The organism is Clostridium akagii DSM 12554 (assembly GCF_000686725.1).
Lineage (GTDB): Bacteria > Bacillota > Clostridia > Clostridiales > Clostridiaceae > Clostridium_I > Clostridium_I akagii.
Window position 1 is genome coordinate 1 of sequence record NZ_KK366009.1, and the last position, 25,289, is coordinate 25,289.

At 29.3% G+C, this 25,289-nt stretch carries 7 protein-coding genes; all 7 read left to right on the forward strand.

The annotated features are described in order from the left end of the window. Positions 1 to 10: 10 nt before the first annotated feature. Positions 11 to 4,756 (forward strand): non-ribosomal peptide synthetase, encoded by a 4,746-nt coding sequence (locus tag BR66_RS24445; RefSeq protein ID WP_242841198.1) that lies wholly within the window; start codon positions 11 to 13, stop codon positions 4,754 to 4,756. Between the two features lie 56 nt (positions 4,757 to 4,812). Continuing rightward, positions 4,813 to 6,060, forward strand: coding sequence for an ACP S-malonyltransferase (gene fabD / locus BR66_RS0121015; RefSeq protein WP_026884684.1), 1,248 nt, complete (start codon positions 4,813 to 4,815; stop codon positions 6,058 to 6,060). A gap of 44 nt (positions 6,061 to 6,104) precedes the next feature. Further along, positions 6,105 to 10,904 carry a type I polyketide synthase gene (locus tag BR66_RS0121020; protein WP_026884685.1) on the forward strand — a complete coding sequence of 1,600 codons (4,800 nt, stop codon included), beginning with the start codon at positions 6,105 to 6,107 and terminating at the stop codon, positions 10,902 to 10,904. A 62-nt stretch (positions 10,905 to 10,966) separates the two neighbouring features. Further along, positions 10,967 to 15,787: a type I polyketide synthase gene (locus tag BR66_RS0121025; protein ID WP_026884686.1), complete on the forward strand. Its 4,821-nt coding sequence runs from the start codon at positions 10,967 to 10,969 to the stop codon at positions 15,785 to 15,787. Positions 15,788 to 15,810: 23 nt separating this feature from the next. Beyond that, positions 15,811 to 17,280: a phytoene desaturase family protein gene (locus BR66_RS0121030; protein WP_026884687.1), complete on the forward strand. Its 1,470-nt coding sequence runs from the start codon at positions 15,811 to 15,813 to the stop codon at positions 17,278 to 17,280. Between the two features lie 100 nt (positions 17,281 to 17,380). Further along, positions 17,381 to 24,034 (forward strand): non-ribosomal peptide synthetase, encoded by a 6,654-nt coding sequence (locus tag BR66_RS24450; protein WP_051624339.1) that lies wholly within the window; start codon positions 17,381 to 17,383, stop codon positions 24,032 to 24,034. A gap of 59 nt (positions 24,035 to 24,093) precedes the next feature. Beyond that, the gene (locus BR66_RS0121040) at positions 24,094 to 25,140 is read left to right on the forward strand and encodes a methyltransferase (RefSeq protein WP_026884688.1); all 1,047 of its coding nucleotides are present in this window, start codon (positions 24,094 to 24,096) and stop codon (positions 25,138 to 25,140) included. The last annotated feature ends 149 nt before the right edge of the window (positions 25,141 to 25,289 follow it).

A 25,289-nucleotide genomic window follows, 5' to 3' on the forward strand; every position in this document is an offset into this window, starting at 1 on the left:
TGGAGATTATTTGTTAATAGTAGCTCATCACTTAGTAATTGACGGAGTTTCCTGGAGAATACTACATGAGGATTTAGAAGAAGCATATAGGAGCATTGAAAATGGAGAAGAAGTAAGCTTTTCAAGGAAGACTAGCTCCTATAAAAAGTGGGTAGAAAAGCTTAAAGAATACGCTAATTCAAAGAAATTTATCAGTGAAGGTAAGTATTGGAAGGCAGTTCAGGCTGAAGAAGTTAGAAAATTGCCAAAGGACTATAAAAATAATAATGGAACATTTGGCCAAGGCGAAGATATTACTGCAAAATTTACTAAAGAGGAAACAGAAAGATTACTTAGAAAAACCAATAAAGCATATAGGACAGAGATAAATGACATATTACTTTGCGCCTTAGCACTTGCAATAGAAAAATGGGCTGAAAAAGAAAAAATATTAATAAACCTTGAAGGGCATGGAAGAGAGGCTATTTTAGAGGACATTTCGATAGAAAGAACTATAGGTTGGTTTACTTCAATGTACCCAGTAATTATTGATGTTAAACACAGTGGTGATATTGGATATTCAATAAAATATGTTAAAGAGACTTTAAGACATATACCTAATAAGGGTGTAGGTTATGGAATAATAAAATATTTAACTGAGCCGCAAAATAAGGACAATATATGCTTTAATGTAAAACCAGAAATAGGTTTTAATTATCTTGGAGAATTCACAAACAATCCAGAAGGAAAATCGTTTAAATATTCAGATTTGTCAGGCGGAGAAAGTATATCTAAATTAAATAATAAAATAGAGTCAATATCTATAAATGGTTTAATTGTTAATGGGAAGCTGGAATTAGTTTTTAACTATAGTACAGGGCAATATAAATATGAAAGCATAAAAAAATTATCACAGCTTTATATAGAAAAATTATTAGAAATTATTAATCATTGCGAAAGCAAAAAAGAAAGTGAAAAAACACCTAGTGATTATGGAGATAGTGAATTAAGTATAGAAGATTTAGAAAAGATACTTTTGAGAAAAAAGGATATAGAAAAAATACATTCATTAACACCTATGCAGGAGGGTATGTTGTATAACTTAATATCTGATAAAGACTCGCATGCATATTTTGAACAATTTGACTTTAAAATAGAGGGAAATTTAAACCTTTATATATTAACAGAAGTGTTAAATAAGATAATAGAAAAACATGAGATATTGAGAACTGCATTTTTTTATGAAGGAATAAGTAAATTGAAGCAGGCAGTTTTAAGAAAAAGAGAGATAGAAATACAATATGAGGATATAAGAAATCTTGATGAAAAAAATAAGAAAGATTATATAGAAGAGTTCAAAAATGAAGATAAAAATAGAGGGTTTGATTTAGAAAATGATTGTTTAATAAGGGTAAGTGCAATAAGAACTGGAGAAAACAAATGCAGGCTAGTGGGCAGTTTCCATCATATTATTATGGATGGCTGGAGTGTAGGAATAGTAATGAAAGAAATAGTGGAGATGTACAAAGCACTAGCTGAGGGTAAAAAAATAGTAATAGAAGAAACTCAAGCATATAATGATTACTTGTTATGGCTAGATAAATGTAACAAAAGTGAAGCTTTAGAGTATTGGAAGAGTTATCTTAATGGCTATGAAAAAAAGGTAGAATTTCCAAAATTAAATACAAACAAAAAAAAATTCAAATATAAAAAAACAATAAAAAAAACCGATAAAAAATTAACAGCAAAATTGAAGAACATAGCAGAAAAAAACAACTTGACATTAAATGCAATAATACAAGCGGCCTGGGGAGTGCTGCTACAAAAATATAATAATGCAGATGATGTTGTATTTGGTACAGTAATTTCAGGGAGACAAGTGAAAGTTCAAAACATAGAAAATATGGTTGGATTATTTATAAATACAGTTCCTTTGAGAGTGAAAAGTGAAGTGGATACAAAGTTTATAGAACTTGCAAAGAAGGTAAATACAGATTTTATTCAATCGAATGCATCATATGCATATGCCTCATTAGCAGAAGTACAAGCTTTTACAAATATGAGAAATAAACTTATTAATCATACAGTTATATATGAGAATTATCCTATTGATGAAAAGCTATTAAGTCTAGATAAGGAAGGTGACTCAGATTTAAGAATTAAAGAGGAAGATGTATTTGAGCAAACAGATTATAATTTGGAAGTGTTAATAGTACCGGGGGAGGAAATAACTGTAAAAATTATATACAACAATAGTATTTTTTTGGAAAATACTATAAATGAGATATTTGAAAGTTTATTCACTATAATAAAACACGTATCTAACAATCCTAATATAGAGTTATCTAAAATAGATATGATAAGCGGAGAGGAAAGAGAAATGTTGCTATATACGTTTAATAATACTGACAAGGATTATATGAAAGCAAAGACAATTCAAGAGCTATTTGAAGAACAGGTTGAGAGAACACCAAATGCTATAGCCTTGGAGTTTAATGGTTCTAAGCTTACGTACTTTGAACTAGAGAAAAGATCAAATAAAGTAGCAAGATATCTTATAAATAAAGGTATAAAAAATAATAATATAATACCAATAATAGTTAAAAAATCATTTGAACTTATCAGCGGTATCATTGGAATTTTAAAATCAGGAGGATGTTATTTGCCAATAGATTCAGATTATCCAATGGATAGAATTAATTATATGTTAGACGACAGTAAAGCAAAAATTGTTTTGACTGAGAGTGATCTGAAATCGAAAATTGATTTTAGTGGAAATATTGTTGATATTAGATCAGAGGATATAGCAGGACAATCAGATTCAAGATTAAATAATATAAATATATCAAGTGATTTAGCATATGTTATTTATACATCTGGTTCCACAGGAAAGTCAAAAGGTGTAGCCATAGAACATAGATCAGTTAATAATTTCATTGATGGAATAAATAGCAAAATTAAAATTCAAGATGACGATGTAATAGTTTCTGTAACAACATGTTCATTTGATATTTTTGGATTAGAGAGTATTTTTTCATTATCTAAGGGATTAAAGGTGGTTATTGCCGGCCTCAAAGAACAAATGGATCCAAAATTGCTTAATGAATTAATAATAAAAACAGATGTGAATGTAATTCAAACTACACCATCAAGAATCAAATTAATGCTTAGTGCTGACAATGCAAAAAATAGTTTTAAAAAATTAAAGGTAATGATGATTGGTGGAGAAGTATTCCCTAAGGATTTATTATTTGAAATTCGTAAGTTAACAAAGGCAAGAATTTATAATATGTATGGACCAACTGAAACCACAATATGGTCATCAATAAAGGATTTAACGGAAGAAAATGATGTCAATGTTGGTAAACCTATTTCCAATACTCAAATGTATATTTTAGACAAAAACGATAATCTTATACCAAATGGAAATGCTGGAGAACTGTGTATTGCTGGAGATGGATTATCAAGAGGATACCTGAACATGGAAGAACTAACTAAATCAAAGTTTGTAGATAATCCTTTTTCAAAGGGCAAAAGAATGTATAAAACAGGAGATTTGGCAAGATGGCTGCCTAATGGTGATATAGAATTAATAGGTAGATTAGATAATCAAGTGAAAATCAATGGTTATCGTATTGAGCTTGGTGAAGTTCAGAGTGTTGCGAATAAACATGAAAAAATAAAGGAATGCATAGCAGTGGGAATAAAAAATGGAATAGGAAGTCAGGATTTAGCACTTTACTATGTAGCAAATGGGAATATAACTATTACTGAAGTGGTTAGGTATTTATCTAATAAATTACCATATTATATGGTGCCTAAAAGATTTGTTGAAATTGAAAAAATCCCATTGACAAATAATGGTAAAGTGAATTTAAAAGATTTACCAGAACCTATAAATAACCGTAAAGATGTAGGAAATTATTATCAAGATGCAGATACAGATACGCAAAAAAACATAAGTAGTATATGGTGTAAACTTTTAGAAATGAATAATGTTGGTATATATGATAATTTCTTTGAAGTTGGAGGGAATTCTATAAAAATTGTAGCAATGTATAATGAAATAAAAAAGATTTATCCAAATAAAATTGAAATCACAGACATTTTCTCACATCCAACAATTTATAGCTTAGCTAAAAGAATTGATAATAAGGAAAAAACAAAAAAGAAATTAGATAAACATGTAAAATCAATACAATTTCCAGCAGACTATATTGTAAAAGGAAATGAGCACAATGCAGATAGCACATTTAGATTTAAATTTAAAGATAAAATGTTTGAAAAAATAGTACAAATGAAGCAAGGTGGAAATTATGAAATAACACATATATTAATGGCTAGTTATGTATTTTTAATATCAGAAATTTGTAAAGAGAGTGTATTTAGTATTCAGGCATCAATAAGTGAAGATGATATAGTTAGTGAGCTGAAATTTAATCTTCTAGGAATGAAGAATTTTTATGACATTGCTAAAAATGTTAAGGATAATTTGAACAACTTCAATAATGAAATAATGTACGATACCTATAAAAGTAACATAATAGTAGATAGGACTAATGAGAATTCAATAGTAGCAATGTTTACAGAAGTAACTCAATCGAAGTTTAATTATTTAACACTTTATGATTTGATATTTGAAGTTCATAAAGGCAACAGTGAAATTGATATTGTGTGCAAATATAACTCTAAAAAACTTAAACAAAGTAAGATTCAACAATTATTTTATAATTATATAAAGTTAATTAAATCAATAATTGGGAATGATTCAGTATAAAGGATATCAAGTATTAACCTTTGAAGAAATTTAAATTAGAATTAGGGAGGAAAATTATGTCTAAAATAGCATCTTTATTTTCAGGACAAGGATCACAATATATAGGAATGGGAAAAAAATTATATGATAAATTTGATATTGTAAAGAAAACATATGAAACTGCAAATGAAGTATTAGGCTTCGATTTAAAGAGTATGTGTTTTGAAGATGGCAAAAGGGAGCTTTCTAAAACAGAAAATACACAGCCAGCTATATTAACAACAAGTGTAGCTCAATTTAGAGCTTATATTGAACAGAAAGGAGAAATACCAAATTTTTTAGTCGGACATAGTCTTGGAGAATACTCTGCATTAGTTTGCGCTGAGGCAATTGACTTTGCGGATGCATTAAAATTAGTGAGATTAAGAGGAAAGTTAATGCAGGAATCAGCTGAAAATAGTAAAGGGACCATGGCTGCTATTAGAAATTTTGATGAAAAAGTTGTGCAAGAAGAATGTTCTAAGCTTTCTTCCCAAGGGATGATTATTGGTATAGCAAATTACAATGCTTTGAATAATGTGGTTATATCTGGTGAAGCCTCTGCTGTAGAATTACTTAGTAAAATGTTAAAAGATAGGGGAGCGGAAGTAATTAAGCTTAACGTAAGTGGGGCATTTCACTCTAAGCTTATGGAACCAGCAGCAATAAAATTGAAATCTGAGCTATTAAAATACGTGTTTAAAGATCCAAAGTATACAATATTGTCAAATGCAAGTGCATTACCGTACAAAAGCAGTGATGAAATTGTTGGTAACTTATCTGAGCAAATAGTTAAACCTGTAAAGTGGAAATCTATTATGGAATATCTAGATAAGAACAATATCGATAGTGTAGTAGAGTTTGGACCTAAGGCAGTGCTTCGAAATCTTTTCAGAAACAATATATCTAGGATTAATGCATATAGCTATGATAAAGAAGAGGATCTGGAACAAATGAAAAGTGAGCATGTAATAGAAGGAGAAGAAAAGGTATATTCTATAATTTCGAGAAGCTTAGGAATTGCTGTGTGCACTAAAAATAATAATTGGAATAATGAGGAATACGAAAAAGGAGTAGTTGAGCCTTACAAAAGGATTGAACAAATACAAGAAGTACTTTCAAGTACTGGTGGAGAACCTACCTTAGGACAAATGAATATGGCGGTTGAAATGTTGAAGTCAGTATTCAAAACCAAAAAAACACCAAAAGAAGAACAAATTCAAAGATTTAACCAACTTTTTAGAGAGAGTAACAGTTTTAAATATTTTCACGATTTTCAAATATAAAATACTAGTTAGTGTATTTAATAATATTTAAGCGAGGTATCAGAATGGATAACTATATTAGTTTAGATGATTTGAAACTAGACAATCTGGAATTTAAAGATGCAGAAGACAAAAATATAGCAATAGATCAAGTCCCTAAAAATGATATTGCCATAATAGGGGTTTCATGTAAATTTGCAGAAGCAAATAATTTGAATGAGTATTGGGATCTACTTGCAAAAGGTAAGGAATGTATTAGAAATATACCATTTAATAGGAAGCAGGATTCAGATAGATATTTTGACGGTTCAGGAATTAATAATAAAAGCGAAGAAATTAAATATACAAGAATAGGATATTTGGATGAGATAGACAAATTTGACTGTGATTTTTTCGGTATCATTCCTAATGAGGCTAGACTGATGAATCCAAGACAAAGATTGTTCTTAGAGACAGCTTGGAGTGCCATAGAAGATTCAGGATATGGAGCTAATAAATTGCAAGGAACAAAGACTGGAATCTACGTAGGATTAAGCGACGATGGGTTTAATGAATATTTGGAAATGATTAAGGAGGGACTTCCATCATTGATGGGACTCTCTACATCTGGAAATATTAGATCTATTTTAGCGAGTAGATTAGCATACATTTTAGATTTTAAGGGTCCGGCTATTGTTATTGATACTGCATGTTCATCATCTTTGGTAGCACTACACTTAGCTTGTCAGTCAATAAAAAATGATCAATGTGAAACTGCATTAGTTGGAGGCGTAAATATAAAGATATTGCCAAAGATTGATGATGAGAATCTAGTGAATATAGGGAATGCCTCTTCTGATTATAAAATAAAAACCTTTGATAATGAAGCAGATGGAACTAATAGTGGTGAGGGAGTAGCAGCAATTTTGATTAAATCATTAAGCAACGCTATTATTGACAATGATCATATTTATGCGGTTATAAAGGGAAGTGCCATAAATAATGATGGAGTTTCAGTAGGAATTACAGCCCCAAATGTAGAGGCACAGGAAAATGTAATCTTAGATGCATGGAAGGATGCACATATTGATCCTAAAACAATTACTCATATTGAAGCACATGGAACTGGTACTAAACTGGGTGATCCAATAGAAGTTAATGCAATTAAAAACGCTTTTAGTAGATTTACAAACAAAAAACAGTTTTGTTCAATTAGCTCAGTGAAAACCAACATTGGGCATCTTGATAGTTTAGCAGGATTATCTGGGCTTATAAAAATGGTTATGGCAATGAAAAATAGAAAAATACCACCAAGTTTAAATTTTATTAGTCCTAATAAAAATATAGATTTCATTGATTCACCAGTATATGTTAATGACAAAATAATTAAGTGGGAACCTGAGGGAGAGTTTCTAAGATGTGGAATTAGCAGCTTTGGATTAAGTGGTACAAACTGTCATGTGATTTTAGAGGAACCGCCAAAGGTTGAACAAGATAGAATAGAAGTGTTTAAACAACATATTTTCACATTATCTGCCAAAACCAAGGAAGCATTATGTAATTTAATAAATGCGTATATTGAGTTTTTAGAAAAAGAAGATGTTGTATTAGTTGATGTATGTTATACCGTTAATACGGGAAGAGGACAAAATAATTACAGGATAGCCCTAGTTGTAGAAAATAAAAGGGAACTAATAAATAGTCTCAATAAGCTGATGGAGGGGAAGTTGAAAAATGATACTTCTAAAGGTATATATTATGGAGAAATTAAGAAAAATTCTCAAGTAAGAGATCTAGGGGAAGAGGTTAAAAATATAATTGCCGGTATAAGAGAAAAGCCGTTGAATATTGAAAAATCAAGCTTGCATATTTTAAGTAGTCAATATTGTAGAGGAATAGATATAGATTTTGAAGATATATATATGGGCTTTGGGTGTAAAAAAGTAAGCCTACCAACATATCAGTTTGACAAGAAAAGATTGTGGATTGAGTTAGATCTAAAGAAGAAGAAACTGGAAAATGTATTTTTTGAGGAATATAAACATCCTTTAATGGGTTTCATTGCATTAGATTCTCCAAATATTAAGATATATGTATCTTATCTAAATGTTAAAGAATACTGGGTTTTAAATGAACATATGGTTAATGGTTCATATGCAGTGCCAGGAACTGCATATATAGAGATGGCTAGAGAGATAGGGAAAGCCCATTATGGCAGTAGTTGTAATATAGTTCTGAAAAATGTAATGTTTTATAATCTCTTAATTGTGGAAGAAGATGTTCGAGAAGTTCAAGCTATAGTTAACATTAAAGATAATAACTTAGAACTCAAAGTCATTAGCAAGGCTAAAAATGGAGAATGGATAAGACATTCAGAAGCTTTAATTTATAAGGACGAAAATCAAGAAGATGCTAAATTATATGATATTAAAAAATTAGTGAAGAAATGCAACACTGCTTACATAGTAGAAAGAAATGATGTATCAAGTAACACAGAATATATATTAGATGGTATAAACAAATGTGATTTTGAAACTTTTAATATCGTAGAGGAAGATACAAGATCCAGGGGAAAATTAGTACAAGTTGGAAAAAGGTGGCATAGTATTAGTAAGCTTTTTACTAGTAATGAAGGTGCATTATGTGAACTTGAAATTCCTAATATATATGAAAATGATTTAAAAGATTTTTATCTTCATCCTGCAATGATGGATTGTGCTGTTAATTCGGGAAACTTACTGTTGGATGGATTATATTTACCTTATTACTATAAGGAATTCCGAATTTTTGGACCTACTCCGAAAAAATTCTATAGTTATATACTAAAAAAGGGTAATACAAATAATGAAACTGGTAAATTTGATATATTGCTGTTAAATGAACAGGGGAAAGCATTTGGAAAAATAACTAATTATATTGTAAAAAAGGTTCATGATTTTGATTTGGTGGGGAGAAGTTCTAGTGATATAAATATGTACCATAGCTTAGGGTGGGTAATAGAAAATGATTATAAAGTTGATAAACTTGATAAACTTGAAAATGATTGTATTTTAATTTTTAAAGATAAAAGGGGGATATCTGATCAAATTATCAAAAAATTATTGTCGAATGGAAAAGAAGTCATTGAGGTGGAATTAGGAGAAAAATATTCTAAAGTAAATGAATTTAAATTTGAAATTGAAGGTACAGAAGATGACTATGAAAAGTTATTTAATGATTTAGAACAATCACCAATTAGACAAGTTATTCATATGATGACTGTTGACAATGAAAATATTAATGATGTAGCTAAGCTTAAAACCAGTATGAAAAAAGGAGTATACAGCTTATTTTATTTAACTAAAGCAATTACGAAAAGCATAAAAAGGAATATACAACTTCTGCTTATAGCTGATTATGCGCAGGGTATAGATGGTAAGGAAATCACCATAAAGCCTCATAATGCTTCATTTTTTGGTATTGGCAAGGTAATAGGAGAGGAGTATTCTAAGATATCTGTAAGATGTATTGATATAGATAGTAGTATAGAAATAGATGACCTCATGAAGGAAATAATTTACAAAAGCAGAGAAGGCGTTGTTGGATATAGGAATGGCAGTAGATATATTCAGCAATTGAAGAAGGTTGATTTACAAAAACTAAAGGATGAAAAGGTAAATATAAGGAAAAATGGAGTATACATTATAACAGGAGGCATGGGAGGAATAGGTATTGAAATTGCTAAATACATTTCATCAAGAGAACAAGTAAATTTAATTATTATAGGGCGTTCTGAATTTTCAAATAGATACCAAGAAAATGAAAAAAATATATATAAAATCAGAATAATTAATGAAATTAAGGAAAGTGGATCTAGTTTCAATTATTATAAAGCTGATGTTGCAAGTATTGAGAAACTAAAACAAGTGATTTATGACGTGAAGCATAAATTTGGTCATATAGATGGGATTGTTCATAGTGCTGGTGTAGCAGGAGATGGATTTATTTTTAGTAAAAGCAATACCAAATTTAGCTCCGTAATTAGACCTAAAATTCAAGGTACGTGGTTATTAGATTATCTTACAGATAATGAAAAACTTGATTTTTTCATTATGTTTTCATCAATTACATCTTTGAATGGAGGTATTGGGCAATCAGATTATACTGCTGCAAATGCTTATATGGATTCATACGTTGATTTTAGAAGGAGAAGGAAACCAGAACAGAAAACTTTAACAATAAATTGGACAGCCTGGAACGAAGTTGGAATGTTAGCTAATTATTTAGATCAATATGGTAATGATAAAAATAATTTGGGTAAGGATAATAATGAAAAGGGATTTAAAAGTATTGATAAAGAAGAAGCTATTATTTGTTTTGATAATGTTCTTAACAAAGATATTTATAAGGTTATTATAGGAGAAATAGATTATAAGGTGTTTGGATTATACAAAGATAAATTAAAATTTATGTTATCTAAAGAAATATTAAAATTAATAAATATAGAAGCCTCTGGAGAATATTATGATGATGAATTGAATAGTGAAGTAAAGGAGAGAAAAGATGAAATTACACTATACGATTATGATACTTTAGAAAAAATGGTTCTTAAATGTTGGACGAAGGTTTTAGGTTTAGAGCAAATTTCAGTAAATGATAAATTCTATGAAATAGGTGGAGATTCTATATTAGCCACCTACTTAGTAAAAGAACTTCAAAAAGATTTTCCTTCATTGTTAGATATATCTGATATATTTTCATATCCATCAATATCTGAAATTTCAAATTACATATATAAAACTCTAAAAGGCGATAAGTGTGATGGAGAAAATGAAAATATTGATAATATTTTAAATAAGTTGGTATTTGGAGAAATTAATGCCGATGAAGCCAATAAATTAATTTAAGTATATGTAAGCACAATTTATACGGCTTGTGCTATAAGAAATAGTTTAAGGAGTGATGAACATTGAGCTTAATCCCAAAGTATATATTTGATCAGGTTGCAAAACATAATTTATCACAAGAAGAAGCTAAAAAAATGATAAATGAATTAAAAATCAGAGAGCATAACAGTGAGGACATAGCAATTATTGGTATTAGTTGTAGATTGCCTAAAGCAAAAAATGTAAATGAATATTGGTATAATTTGATTAGGGGAGTAGAATGCAAAACAACTTTTCAAAAGGATAGACTTGAATATATTAAATCAGTTATTACTAATAGTGAATATACTGATTTCTTATCAACAATGCTTATAAATGAAGATGAACTTGAAGACACCAGAAATTCGGGATATTTAGAAGATGTTGATAAGTTTGATGCTGGAATATTTAATATATCACCAATAGAAGCAAAAGGCATGGACCCAATGCATAGAGTATTACTGGAAACAGTATGGACAGCAATTGTAGATGCAGGATATACAAGAGATAAATTATATGGCACAAATACATCAGTATTTGTAGGTAGAGACTGTATAAATGACACTATGTATAAATATATTACAAAAGAAGAATCTACTAGCATGACAGGAAATTGGCCAGCATTATTGGCAGGCAGGATCAATCATTTATATAATTTAAAGGGGAGCTCTTTAGTTATAGATTCTGCATGTAGTTCTGGTTTGCTAGGGGTACACCTAGCATGTAATGCATTAAAAAATAATGAATGTCATATGGCAATAGTGGGTGCTGTTGCTTTAGCATCTTTCCCGTATTTTAAAAAGATTCCACGTTCAATGATGGAATCTAAAAACGGTAAGGTAAAAACTTTTGACAAGGATGCAGATGGTACTTTATTTAGTGAAGGAGTAGCATCTGTTATATTGAAGCCATTAAGTAAAGCAGAAAAAGACGGAGATAATATTTATGGAGTGATAAAGGGAAGTGCTGTTAACAATGATGGGGCTACTAATGGAATAACAGCGCCAAACGCTTTGGCCCAGGAAGACGTAATTATTAAGTCTTGGAAAAATTCAAATATAGATCCAACTACTATTCAATATATTGAGGCACATGGCACTGGTACAAAATTGGGTGATCCTATAGAAATTAAGGGAATAACAAATGCATTTTCAAAATATACAGATAAAAATCAATTTTGTGGAATAGGATCTGCTAAAGGAAATATTGGGCATACTGTTGCCGTCTCGGGATTAGCTTCATTAATTAAGGTTATTTTAGCAATGAAAAATAAGGTGATTCCACCTAGTATTAATTTTAAAGAGTTAAACCCATTTATTAATTTTATTAAATCTCCAGTCTATTTAGTTGATAAACCACATAAATGGGAAAAGGGTAATACACCAAGGAGAGCTGGAATTAGTTCATTTGGATTTGCAGGAACCAATTGTCACGTTATTGTTGAGGAGCCGCCTAAGATTACAGAATCTGATATAGAATTTGATTTACCCTATGAAATATTCACGGTATCAGCTAAAACAGAGAGGTCCCTTAAGGGACTATTAAAGGAATACAGTAAATTTATTGAGGAAGAAAAGCAAACTAATATAAAAAATATTTGCTATACATCTAATCAAGGTAGGGACCATTACAATTATAGGATAGCTATTATAGTAAAGGATTTTCATGAATTATCGAAAAAAATGGATATGATTTTATCAAGTGACCTAAAGGATATATCAAGTAGTGGTGTATATTATGGATACCATAAAATTGGATCAAACCAAAAAAAAATAATCGAAGATGGTGAGATAACTACTGCACAGCATAAAAATATAAGTGCTGAAGCTAATAATTTGTTAGTGGAAATTTTGAAGAAAAAAGGAGATTATATACTGTTAAGTATGGATGGATTATGTAGATTGTATACAAAGGGTGCAAAAATCAATTGGGGATTATTATATAAAGATAAATTCAGAAGAACAGTAGAACTACCCACGTATTGCTTTGAAAGAACTAAATATTGGGGGAAAATAAAGGGACAAAAAACAGAACAGAAAATTATTAAGGATATTAAACACCCGTTAATAGATATATGTCTAGCAGATTCAGTTGATGAAATGATATTTTTAACTACATTTAATGTGAAAAAGAATTGGGTATTAAGTAATCATAAAATAATGGGTGAGAGTGTAATGCCTGGGACAACTTATATAGAAATGGCAAGAAAAGCATGCTCGGTATTTTATAAAAATGACATGTTAGAACTAAAAGATGTAATTTTTCTTACTCCACTAATTGTTAGAGGAGATGAAAATAAATTAGTAAACACAGTTGTTAAAAAAGAAAAGGGCTTTGTGACATTTATAATAGCAAGTAAGCAAGAAGATAAGTGGGTAGTCCATGCTGAGGGAAAAGTTTACCAAATGGCTAATAAAGAGCAATTAAACTTTGATTTAGATAGAATAAAACGTGATAAAACAAGAGAAAAAGTTAAAGTAAAATACGAAGCAAACAATTTACATAGCAATGTATTTTCATTTGGACCTAGATGGTTAAATTTTAAAGAAGTAATAATGGCACCAAATGAACAGCTAGTGGAATTGGAAATATCAGATGAATTTAAGAGCGATTTAAATGAATTAATAATACATCCAGCATTACTAGATAATGCAGTAAATGTATTTATTAATGAAGATGATGAAGATACATTTTTGCCGATATCTTACAAGGACTTTAAAATATATTCTGCAATGCCAGCTAAATTTTATGCATATGTTAGAAAGAAATCTAGCAATAAAGAGACTAAAATATGTGATATACAATTAATAGACATAAACGGTAATATTTTTGCTGAGATAAGCGACTATATATTAAAAAGGGTTAATAGTATGTCTAAACTGATTCAAAATGAAACTGAAACGGTAAATTCATACTACAGATTGAAGTGGATTGAAAAAAAGATTCAGAGCCAAAACGGTGAAATTATCAATAAAGATAACATATTGGTATTTATGGATTCTAGGGGATTGTATAATAAGATCGTTAATAAATTAACATATAATGAGGAACAAGTAATAAAAGTAGAATTTGGAGATTGTTACAAAAAAATTAATAATAATTATTATATTATTGAAGGCACAGAGAATGACTATGTGGATTTACTGTGTGATATTACTAATAGTAATAGAAAAGTTGATAAGATAATTCACTTATCTTCCATATCAGGTGATACTATAAATTCTTATGAAGACTTAAGTGAAAAGCAACTTAAAGGTTTAAATAGTGTATTTTATCTAGTAAAAGGTATAAGTAAAAATAAATTTAAACAAGATTTAGAGTTAATTCTCATTTCGGATTATGCTACAGAGGTAACAGGAGATGAGAGAGTTATTAATCCCCTTAATGCCGCTATGATTGGAGTGGGAAAAGTAGTAAACTATGAATTCAAAAATATCAAATGCAGAGCATTTGATATAGATGACAAAACCTCTGTAGAGAGCATTTGTAAGGAAATAGAACAGAAATATGAGAGCTATCAGGTTGCATTTAGAAATAACTATCGTTATATGAGTGAAATGATACAAGGTGATTTTGATAATAAAGCTGATGAAAATGCGCGTAGCGGATTAAATATTAGAGATAACGGAGTTTATATTGTAACTGGTGGAACAGGAGATATAGGATTAGAAATATCCGAATACCTAGCAAGTATAAGCAAAGTGAGATTAATATTGATTAACCGTTCAAAGTTACCAGCGGTAAATGAATGGGATAGCATAATAGAACAAAATGAAAATGCTCATCTTGTAAAAAAATTAAAGAAAATTAAAGATATAGAGAATAAAGGAACGCATGTAGTATGCTATAGCTGTGATATTTGTGATTATGAAAGTATGAATAGGACTTTTAAAGATATAAAAAGTAAATATGGAAAAATTAATGGAGTATTTCATTGTGCAGGTGTTGCAGGAGAAGGCTTCTTATTTAGAAAAAGTTATGATGTATTTAATGAGGTTACAGCACCTAAAATAAAAGGAACATGGTTAATTGATAATTTAACACGTGAGGAAAATCTTGATTTCTTGATTTTATTTTCATCTATTACAGCTATATTTGGTGGTTCAGGACAAGGCGATTATACTGCTGCAAATGCGTACTTGGATTCATTTGCATATTATAGGAATAAAACCAACAAAAAAACAATCTCAATTAATTGGCAGGCGTGGCGTGATGTAGGTATATCAGCTGAGTATGGGATTACTGAAGAAAGGTCAATATTTAAGTTAATTGATACTAATAGTGCAATTAAAGTATTAAATAAAGTTATTGATAATAATCTTACAAATGTTATTCCAGGAGCAATGAATATAAAAGTACTATCAAGTGTTGAGGACGAATTACCTTTTTTATTAGCAACGAATATCAGAGAAAAATTAAATTATAATGTTGAAAATAGTAATAAAAACGTAACAACGGATAAGAAGATAATAGACAGTAATGTTGTAATAAAGGGAAAAGGTGAAGACTATACTGAGACGGAAAAAAATATTGCTGAAATGTATGGTAAAGTTTTAGCTATTGAGGAAGTTGATTTATATGAAAGCTTCAATAGCCTTGGGGGAGATTCTATTATGGCAACTCAATTGTTGAAGTTAATAGATAAAAAGTATCCTAATGTAGTTGATATTTCCGATATTTTCACTTATTCATCAGTTGTAGAACTCTCAGAATATATTGATAACGAACTAGAAAAAAGTAATGTAACGCATGGAGAAAATTCAAATAACCATGGTTTACAAAGTAAAATTGAAGTCTTATTAGATAATTTAAAAAGTGGAAATATAAATATTGATGATGGGCTGGAAATTTTGAAAAACAATTAAATATATAAAGCGAGGGTGAAAATATGGAAAATAAAAAAATTATTATAATTGGTAGCGGTATAGCTGGAATGTCAATGGGATGTTATTTACAGATGAATGGTTATGAAACAGTTATTTATGAGAAGGGTTACTCTTCAGGAGGTCTTTGCACAGGCTGGAAGAGAGGAGAGTATTACTTTGAAGGATGCATTACTTGGCTTATGGGATCAGATTCTAAAAATGAATTCTACGAGTATTGGAAAGAATTAAATGTTATTCAAAATATGAATTTTATTAATGATGATGATTTTGCGGTTATAAAGCTTAAAGATGGAAGTGAATTTACATTATATTCAGATGTGGACAAGTTGGAAAAAGAATTTATTAGGGTTGCACCAGAGGACAAAGAAAAGATACTATCTTTAACAGATTCTATTAGAGAAGTGTCAACTGCTCAATTAAATTCAGACAATGCTAAATCCGTTAATTATAAGAAAGTTATTACTAAATGGTGCAAAATCACAATAGAAGAGTTTGCAAAAGGATTTAAAAGTGAATTTGTTCGAAAAAATTTTAAGAGGATTTTCTGGTTTAAATACGATAACACTATAGTGAATTTTATTGTTACTATGGCTTGGCACAACATTAAAGTTGCAGGATATCCTGTAGAAGGCTCTAGGAGATTCTCAGATATAATTGAAGAAAGATATATTAATCTCGGAGGAAAAATATATTACAATTCAGAGGTATCTGAAATATTAGTTAAAAATGATGTGGCTGTGGGAGCCAAATTAAAAAATGGTAAAACTGATAATGGGGATTTAATTGTTTCTGCTGCTGACGGCTACAATACAATTTTTCAAATGCTTAAAGGTAAATATGTTGATGACGGAATAAAATATTGTTATGAAAATTTAAAGACAAATCAGCCTAAAGTATATATAGGACTAGGTGTGTCAAAAAAACTTGATGAATTTCCTCATTATATGAGTTTGGAATTAAGTGAGCCTATAAAAACTTATGCTAATGAAAGCATAGATAATATCTTTGTAAAAATTTACAATAAAAATCAATATTTTTCACCAGAAGGTAAAACGAGTGTTGTAGTATACAATAATACAAACTATGAATATTGGGAAGAGCTTAGAAAAAGCAGTAGTAAAAAATATAATGATGAGAAGTTAAGGATAGCAAGTGAAGTAATTGATGCGTTAGATAAATATATTGAAGGAATAAAATCCAATATTGAAGTTGTTGACGTTTCAACACCATGCACTATAGAGCGATATACAAATAACAGAAATGGAAGTTGGATGGGATGGTCAAAGGAAATTGAATGCATAAAAAATGAGAAGAATTTAAAAAGAACACTACCTGGACTTGATGGATTTTATATGATTGGTCACTGGGTCGGAGTTGGAGGAGGTTTACCAACCGTAGTTTTACAGGCTAGAAATTTAGTTCAAGTAATTTGTAAAAATGATGAAAAAGTATTTACAACAACTAGGCTCTAATATTTATTTGAAATAAATATTTCTATAAACTCTACGTGGAATGTAGTTGTATTTAGTTGTGCCTTGGAAAAATCACTTAGCATAAAATGGGGGTGTAATTATGGATGATAATATAATAGTAACAAAATATATACTACAGCAAGTCAGAGATAAAAAAATTGAAAAGAATATGGCATTAAAAATATTAAAACAATTAGCAGATAAACCCTATAATAAAAGTAATGATATAGCAATTATAGGTATGAGCTGTCGCTTTCCAAAAGCAAAAAATAAGGAAGAATATTGGGATAATATTGTTAATCGAAGGTGTAATATTACAGGTGTGCCACTTGAAAGAAAAAAGTACTTAAATCAAATTTTAAATGAAGAGGATGAAGATATATATTTTAAGGCTGGATTTTTAGATGAGATTGATAAATTCGATCCATCATTTTTTAGAATTTCACCAAAAGAAGCAAAATTAATGAATCCTAAACAAAGGCTATTATTAGAGGTCATTTATAATGCTATTGAGGATTCAGGATATGCTGGAAAGGCAATATATGGTTCAGATACAGGCATTTATGTAGGAAATGATCATAGTGTTGATTTAAAAGCTCATTATGGATCTTTGATAGAAGATGAAGACTTTCTTGTAACCACAGGGAATCTTCCAGGATTACTTGCAAGTCGAGTATCCTATATTTTAAATCTAAAAGGACCAAGTTTAGTTATTGATTCCGCGTGTTCTTCTGGATTAGTTGCAGTACATATGGCATGTGAAGCATTAAAAAATAAAGAATGTAAAATGGCTATAACGGGTGGGGTAAACTTATTTTTATTACCTACTAAAATACAAGATATGAGGGAAATAGAATCAAAAACTGGAGAAATAAATGTATTTGATAAAAATTCAAAAGGAACTGCTTGGGGAGAAGGTGTATCCTCAATAGTTTTAAAACCTTTGAATAAAGCTATTGAGGATAGAGATAATATTTACGCAGTAATTAAGGGAAGTGCAATAAATAATGATGGAGCATCAAATGGAATTACGGCACCAAGTGCAGAAGCTCAAGAAAATTTATTAGTTAGGGCATGGAAAAGGGCTAAAATCAATCCAGAATCAATACAATATATTGAAACTCATGGAACAGGAACAAAATTAGGTGATTCAATAGAGATTAAAGGTATAACAAACGCATTTAGGCGATATACCGATAAAAAGCAATTTTGTGGGATAGGTTCAGCAAAACCTAATATAGGACATACAAATGCAGTTTCTGGAATGGCATCCTTAATTAAAGTTGTATTAGCATTAAAAAATGGAGTTATTCCTCCTAATATAGGTTTTCATGAACCAAATCCATTTATTGACTTTAGCAATTCGCCAATATACTTTAATGATATTGTATCTAAATGGAAAAAAGGAAGCACACCAGTTATAACAGGTGTTAGTTCCTTTGGGTTTAGCGGAACTAACGCTCATATTGTTTTACAAGAAGTATCAGAAATAAATTACAATTTAGAAGAAAAGCATGGGCCAGAAATATTAACTATTTCTGCAAAAAGCAAAAATTCCCTTGTAGAGTTAGTAAAAAAGTACATAGATTTTGCTAATAAAGAAGAAAATTATAGTTTATCGGATTTCTGTTATACAGCTAATACAGGTAGGAGGCAATGTAACTATAAAAAGTTTATAGTTATAAAAGATAAAACTGATTTTAAGCAAAAGTTAAAAGAGTTGTACAAATCATTGTTAAATGTTGAAGATATAAATAAAATTTCTAATATAAGTAATGAAGGCTCAATAAAACTTGCAAATGAAAAAATTGAAGAGTTTGTAGCAGGTGGCAAGGAAGACATTATAATATTGTACCAAATAGGTGAATTCTATGAAAATGGAATTGATATTAAATGGAACTATATATATATAGGAGAAAAAAGAAGGAGAATTAGTATACCTACATATCCTTTTCTTAGAGAGCGATATTGGGCTAATATCCGGATGCAACCAAGAGTGCACTTAGTAGCACACAAAGGTGATAGCATCGATATAAAATTAATTGGTAAAAAAGATGATAAATATTCAAAACTTGAAGTTATAGTAGGACAAGTATGGGGAAATGCTCTTGGGTTTAATCAAATTGATATAGAATCTAATTTTTATGAAATAGGTGGAGATTCAATTATAGCAATTAGAATAGCCAATGTGATTAATAAAGAACTGGAAATGAATATTAAAATTTCAGATTTATTTAATAATCCTACTATTAAAAAGTTAGCAGATTTTATTGATAATGATTCAAAAAAGACTGGGTACTCAATTATACCTAGAGCTGAGAAAGCTAAATATTATTCTCTTTCGTCATCTCAAAAGAGAATTTTTATATTAAAGCAGATAAATAAAAACGACATATCATATAATATTCCATTATTTTTAATTATAGATGGTATATTAGATGAGTTGCGTTTTGAAAATGCTTTTAGAAAAGTAATAGAAAGGCATGAAACCTTAAGAACATCTTTTGACATTGTAAATGGTGAACCGGTTCAAAAAATTGAAGAGAATGTTAAATTTAAAATAAATAAGTTTAATTGTAATAATGATGAGCTAGATGACTTAATTGATAAATTCATAAAACCATTTGATCTAAAAGAAGTACCACTTATTAGAGCTTCATTGGCAAGGATAAATGATAGTAATAAACATTTTTTAATGGTTGATATGCATCATATTATAGCTGATGGTGCATCAGTTGAAGTTTTTGAAAAAGAACTTATTTCATTTTACGAAAATATTGATATGCCAGAAATTAGAATTCAGTTTAAAGACTTCGCAATATGGCAAAATCAGTTATTTATATCTGAAGATATGAAAAAACAAGAAAAATATTGGGAAGATAGATTTAAAGGAGAATTACCTATTCTTAATTTGCCACTGGATTTTCCTAGAACCTCATTTAAAAATTATGATGGAGAGAGGATAGAATTTTATTTAGGTAGGGAGCTTGCATTAAAGTTTAATAAACTTAACGAAAAATTACAAGTTACTCCTTTTATGACGTTAATGACCGCATTTAATATATTACTACTTAAGTATACACATCAAGAGGATATAGTAATAGGATCACCTATTTCTGGTAGAAGTAATAAAGAGCTTGAAAATATGATAGGAATGTTTGTTAATACATTGGCGTTTAGAAATTACCCAACGGAAGAAAAAGTAATTAAAGATTTTCTTTTAGAGGTAAAAGACAGTACTTTAAAAGCTTACGAAAATCAAGATTATCCTTTTGAAAGACTTATAGATAAACTCAAAATTGATAGAAATTTGAATGTAAACGCCTTGTTTAATGCAATGATTGTCCTACAATCAATAGAAAATACAGAAATAAAAGTAAATGGCGTAAAGTACATACCTTATACTTATAAAAACAACACTTCTAAATTTGATATGGTTCTATATGGATATCCTAAAGAAAATGATATGAAATTTGAACTTAATTATTGCTCAAAACTATTTAAAAGAAGCACAGCTAAGCGGTTAGTAAAACACTTTTTAAATATACTTGAATTTATGGTTAGTAACGAAGACAATCTTATTAGTGATATAAAGCTACTTTCAAAAAGTGAAAAGAAAAAAATTATTGAATTCGGAAATAATATATCGGTAGATTGTACAAATGAAAAAACAATATGTGAAATTTTTGAAACCCAAGTAGAGAAAATGCCTAATAATTTTGCGGTAACAGGCGTAAATGGATCATTAACCTATAGGAAATTAAATGAGAAGGCAAATCAGCTTGCTAGTTTACTAATTAAAAATAATGTTTCTAGAAATGAAATTATAGGAATTATGGTTGAACGTACTGAAAAGTTTATAATTAGTATACTTGGGGTATTAAAGGCTGGTGCTGCATATTTACCAATTGATTCAATCTATCCAAAAGAGAGAATAAAATACATGCTAGATGATAGTAATGTTCGTATATTACTTACTGATAATGTTAATAAAAATAAATTTCAATCAGAAGTAAAGGAAATATGTATTGAAGATGAGGAAATATATTTTGGAAAGTCACATAATTTAAGAAAGCTATCTATGCCAGAAGATTTAGTCTATGTTATATATACATCGGGTTCTACAGGAAAACCCAAGGGTGTAATGATTAAGCAAAGCAGCGTAATAAATTTTGTACAAGCTTTTGAGGAAAAAATTTATAGTATGTATACAGGCAGTTTAAATTTAGCATTATTAGCTCCATTTGTATTTGATGCTTCGTGTAAACAGATTTTTCCATCTCTTCTTTTAGGACACAGGTTATATATTATACCAAATTATATAAGAACTAATGCAATTGAACTTATAAGATTTTATAAAGAAAATGAGATTGATATATCTGATGGAACTCCTTCTTATATTACCATTTTATCAGATACGTGTTTTTATAATAGAATTCATGTTAAACACTTCATAATAGGAGGAGAAACATTATTGCTAGAGGAAGTAAAAAAATTTTATGATAATTTTGGAGAGAATAAGCCATATATAACTAACACATACGGACCAACAGAGTGTTGTATTGATGCAACAGCATATACTATAAAACCAGAGGAGACCTATTCTTTAAAGGATATAACAATTGGTAAACCACTGAAAAATTATAATATATATATACTGGATAAAAAACATAGGTTAGTACCTGAAGGTGTTGTGGGTGAAATTTGTATATCAGGCGAAGGTGTTGCGAAAGGATATATTAATAATGAAAAATTAACTAGAGAAAGATTTGTTAAGGATATAATAGATTCCAAAAGAAAAATGTATAAGACAGGTGATTTAGGTAGATGGACAGAAGATGGAAATATCCAGTTTATAGGTAGAAAAGATAACCAAGTAAAAATCAGGGGATATAGAATTGAATTAGACGAAATAAAGAACAGAATATTATCATATAAAGGCATAAAAGATGCAGTTGTATTATGCAGAAAAAACCATCTAAATATACAGTATATTTCCGCTTATATTACATGCAGTGAAGAGATAGAACCTATAAATTTAAAAGATTATCTTATGGAGCATTTACCTAATTATATGGTTCCACAAAATATTATACCTGTTCAAAAGATAAATTTAAACAATAATGGGAAGGTAGATACTAGTTTCCTGCCAAATACTGAAGAAGAGTTAAAAATTGAGGAAAAGTATATCGCACCTCAAAATGAAATACAAGAGATATTATGTAACATATGGGCAGAGATTATTGGAGTAGATAAAGTAGGTATTAAAGATAACTTCTTTGTGTTAGGCGGAGATTCAATAAAAGCAATTCAGTTAATTGCAAAAATGGATAAATACAGGCTGTCATTGCAATTAAAAGATATATTTAAGTATCAAACAATAGGGGAACTTTCATCTAAAATAAAGGTAAATACTAAAGAAATTGATAACTCTTTAGTATTAGGAGGAATGCCTTTTTCGCCTATACAATTTTGGATGTTACAGCGTAATACAAGAACGTTAGGGTATAGAAATCTTGCATTTGTATTGTATAGGAAAGAAGGGTTTGGAAAGAAAAATACCGAGAGGATTTTCACAGAAATTGTTAAACATCATGATGCTCTTAGAATAATCTTAAAACGACAAAGTGACAAGATATATCAGTATAATAGAGGAATAGATGGAAAGCTTTTTGATATTAAAGTTGTTGATTTAGAGAATTCTCAAGATTTTGTTAAGGATGCAGAAAATGTTATAGATAGTATACATGCAAGTATTGATTTAGAGAATGGACCATTAGTAAAACTTGGACTTATAAAAGGCAACGCTGGCGAACATTTATTGATTGTAATACATCAAATGGTTATAGATCATATGTCATGGAGAATAATTTTTGAGGATTTTATTACAGCATTTACGCAGTTAAGTAATAAACAACAAATTGTATTACCTAATAAAACAGATTCATTTAAAAAGTGGGTTGAATATATATATAAATATGCAAAAAGCAGCCAGCTTTTAAGTGAAAAAAGTTACTGGGACGAAGTTGAAAATACTGAATTAGTAGAATTACCTGTAGATAATAAAATTGGTGCTCCTTTTATAAGGGATAATTTTATTGTACAAAGAAAATTAAATTATGAGGATACTGAAAGATTAATTAATTTGGTTAAAAATAAGAAAGATGTAAAAATAGAAGCTATATTTTTGTATGCATTAGGGGTAACGATAAAACAATGGACCGGAAGTAATGATCTTATTGTGAATTTGGGAAGTCATGGTAGAGATTTAATATTAGAAGGTGTCAATATTTCAAGAACAGTTGGAAGATTTGCTGCAATGTATCCAGCAGCTTTTAAGCTTCCTGAAACAGAAAATTACAAGTTGTGCTTAGAATATTTCAATAAATCTTTAAAAAATATTCCCAATGATGGTATTGGTTATGGCATTTTGAGATATATATCTAGCTTAGATAAAAAACTACGCATTAATTTAAAATTAAATCCAGAAATATCGTTTAGCCATATGGGCAATTTTGACACGGATTTAAACACAGATGTATTTAAAATATCTACATTACCTAGTGGAAAAAATATAAGTGGTGAAGAAGTTTTTAGTTATAAATTGAAAATATTTACAATGATTATAACAAATAGATTGAATATTAATATTGAATATAATAAGAATCAGTTTAAGGAAGACACAATTAACGTGTTTTTTGACAATTATATAAAGAATTTAAATAAGATTACGGAACATATACCCTATATATAAGATTTTCATGTAAGGGTAAGAATTAATCAGTAATATTAATATATTGGAGGAATTAAGAGATGGTTAATAAGAGTAAAAATGAAGAACAAAAATCTAAGGTTTATCCGCAAGCTGCTATAATGCAGCTTGTATCTGGGGTAGGATTTGCCCTTGCAATGAAAACAGCCGTAGATCTTAATTTATTTTCATTATTAAAGGATAAAAAAATTTCAGTTGAAGGTTTGGCAGATTCTTTGGATTTAAAATCTTCAGAATTGAATAGATTACTAAGAGTATTACAAGCCATAGGATTATTGACTAAGGATGAAGAGGGTAATTATGTAGTAACGGAATACGGCGAAGTTCTCATACCTGGAAGCCCTAAATCAATTTATCCAATGGTGAAATATCTGATGCATGAAACTGTTATACAATCTATGCTTAAAATGGATTACAGCATTAAAAAAGGACAATCTTCTTTTGAAAAGTTTTATGGTAATAAGTATGATGAAAATAATAGTGACGGCAAAAGTAACTTAGAATCTATGGATAAAGCCATGGAGGTTTATTCAAGAATAAGTTTACCTTCATTATTGGATGCATATAATTTTGAAAGGTTCAATCTAATTGTGGATGTTGCAGGAGGTATGGGACAATTAATAACAGAAATAATGAGGTCAAGCAATAATTCTAAATGTGTATTGTTTGATCTTCCAGACACAATAGAGAGAGCAAAAAATAATATGGAAAATGAAGAATTAGGTAACCGCTACCAATTGGTTGCTGGTGATATGTTCAAAAAGATCCCAGATGGTGGAGATTTATATATAGTAAGTAAAGTACTAAATAATTGGGATGATGAACATGTAGAGAATATACTTAAAAATATTAGTGAAGCTATGTCGGATAAAGGAAGAGTTATTATAATTGAGAATTTACTTTCTGAGGATAAAATTTCTCTAGAAGAAGCATTTAGAGATTTGCTATTTTTGGTTTGCACACATGGGGGAAGTGTTAGAAGTAAAAATGAGTTTGAAAGGCTAATTAAAGGTTCAGGATTAAATTTATTGAATGTTATAAAAACATCTAGTAGTTATTGTATCATTGAGTGCGATAAGGCTAAATAAAACTAAGTGTCAAATAATATACACATTTGAGAGAAATAAAAATCATACTACGCATTATGCTATGCATAAGAAAAGATTGGCAATAGCTACCAATGAGATAGGTATTATTTCGGAATTTGAAGGAACTATGGTTTATGATGAAAGGTATA

Excerpts from the sequence above, each read along its gene's own strand:
- BR66_RS0121030 (WP_026884687.1), top strand. The coding sequence starts at position 15,811 with ATGGAAAATAAAAAAATTATTATAATTGGTAGCGGTATAGCTGGAATG.
- BR66_RS0121040 (WP_026884688.1), top strand. The coding sequence starts at position 24,094 with ATGGTTAATAAGAGTAAAAATGAAGAACAAAAATCTAAGGTTTATCCG.
- BR66_RS24450 (WP_051624339.1), top strand. The coding sequence starts at position 17,381 with ATGGATGATAATATAATAGTAACAAAATATATACTACAGCAAGTCAGA.
- BR66_RS0121020 (WP_026884685.1), top strand. The coding sequence starts at position 6,105 with ATGGATAACTATATTAGTTTAGATGATTTGAAACTAGACAATCTGGAA.
- fabD (WP_026884684.1), top strand. The coding sequence starts at position 4,813 with ATGTCTAAAATAGCATCTTTATTTTCAGGACAAGGATCACAATATATA.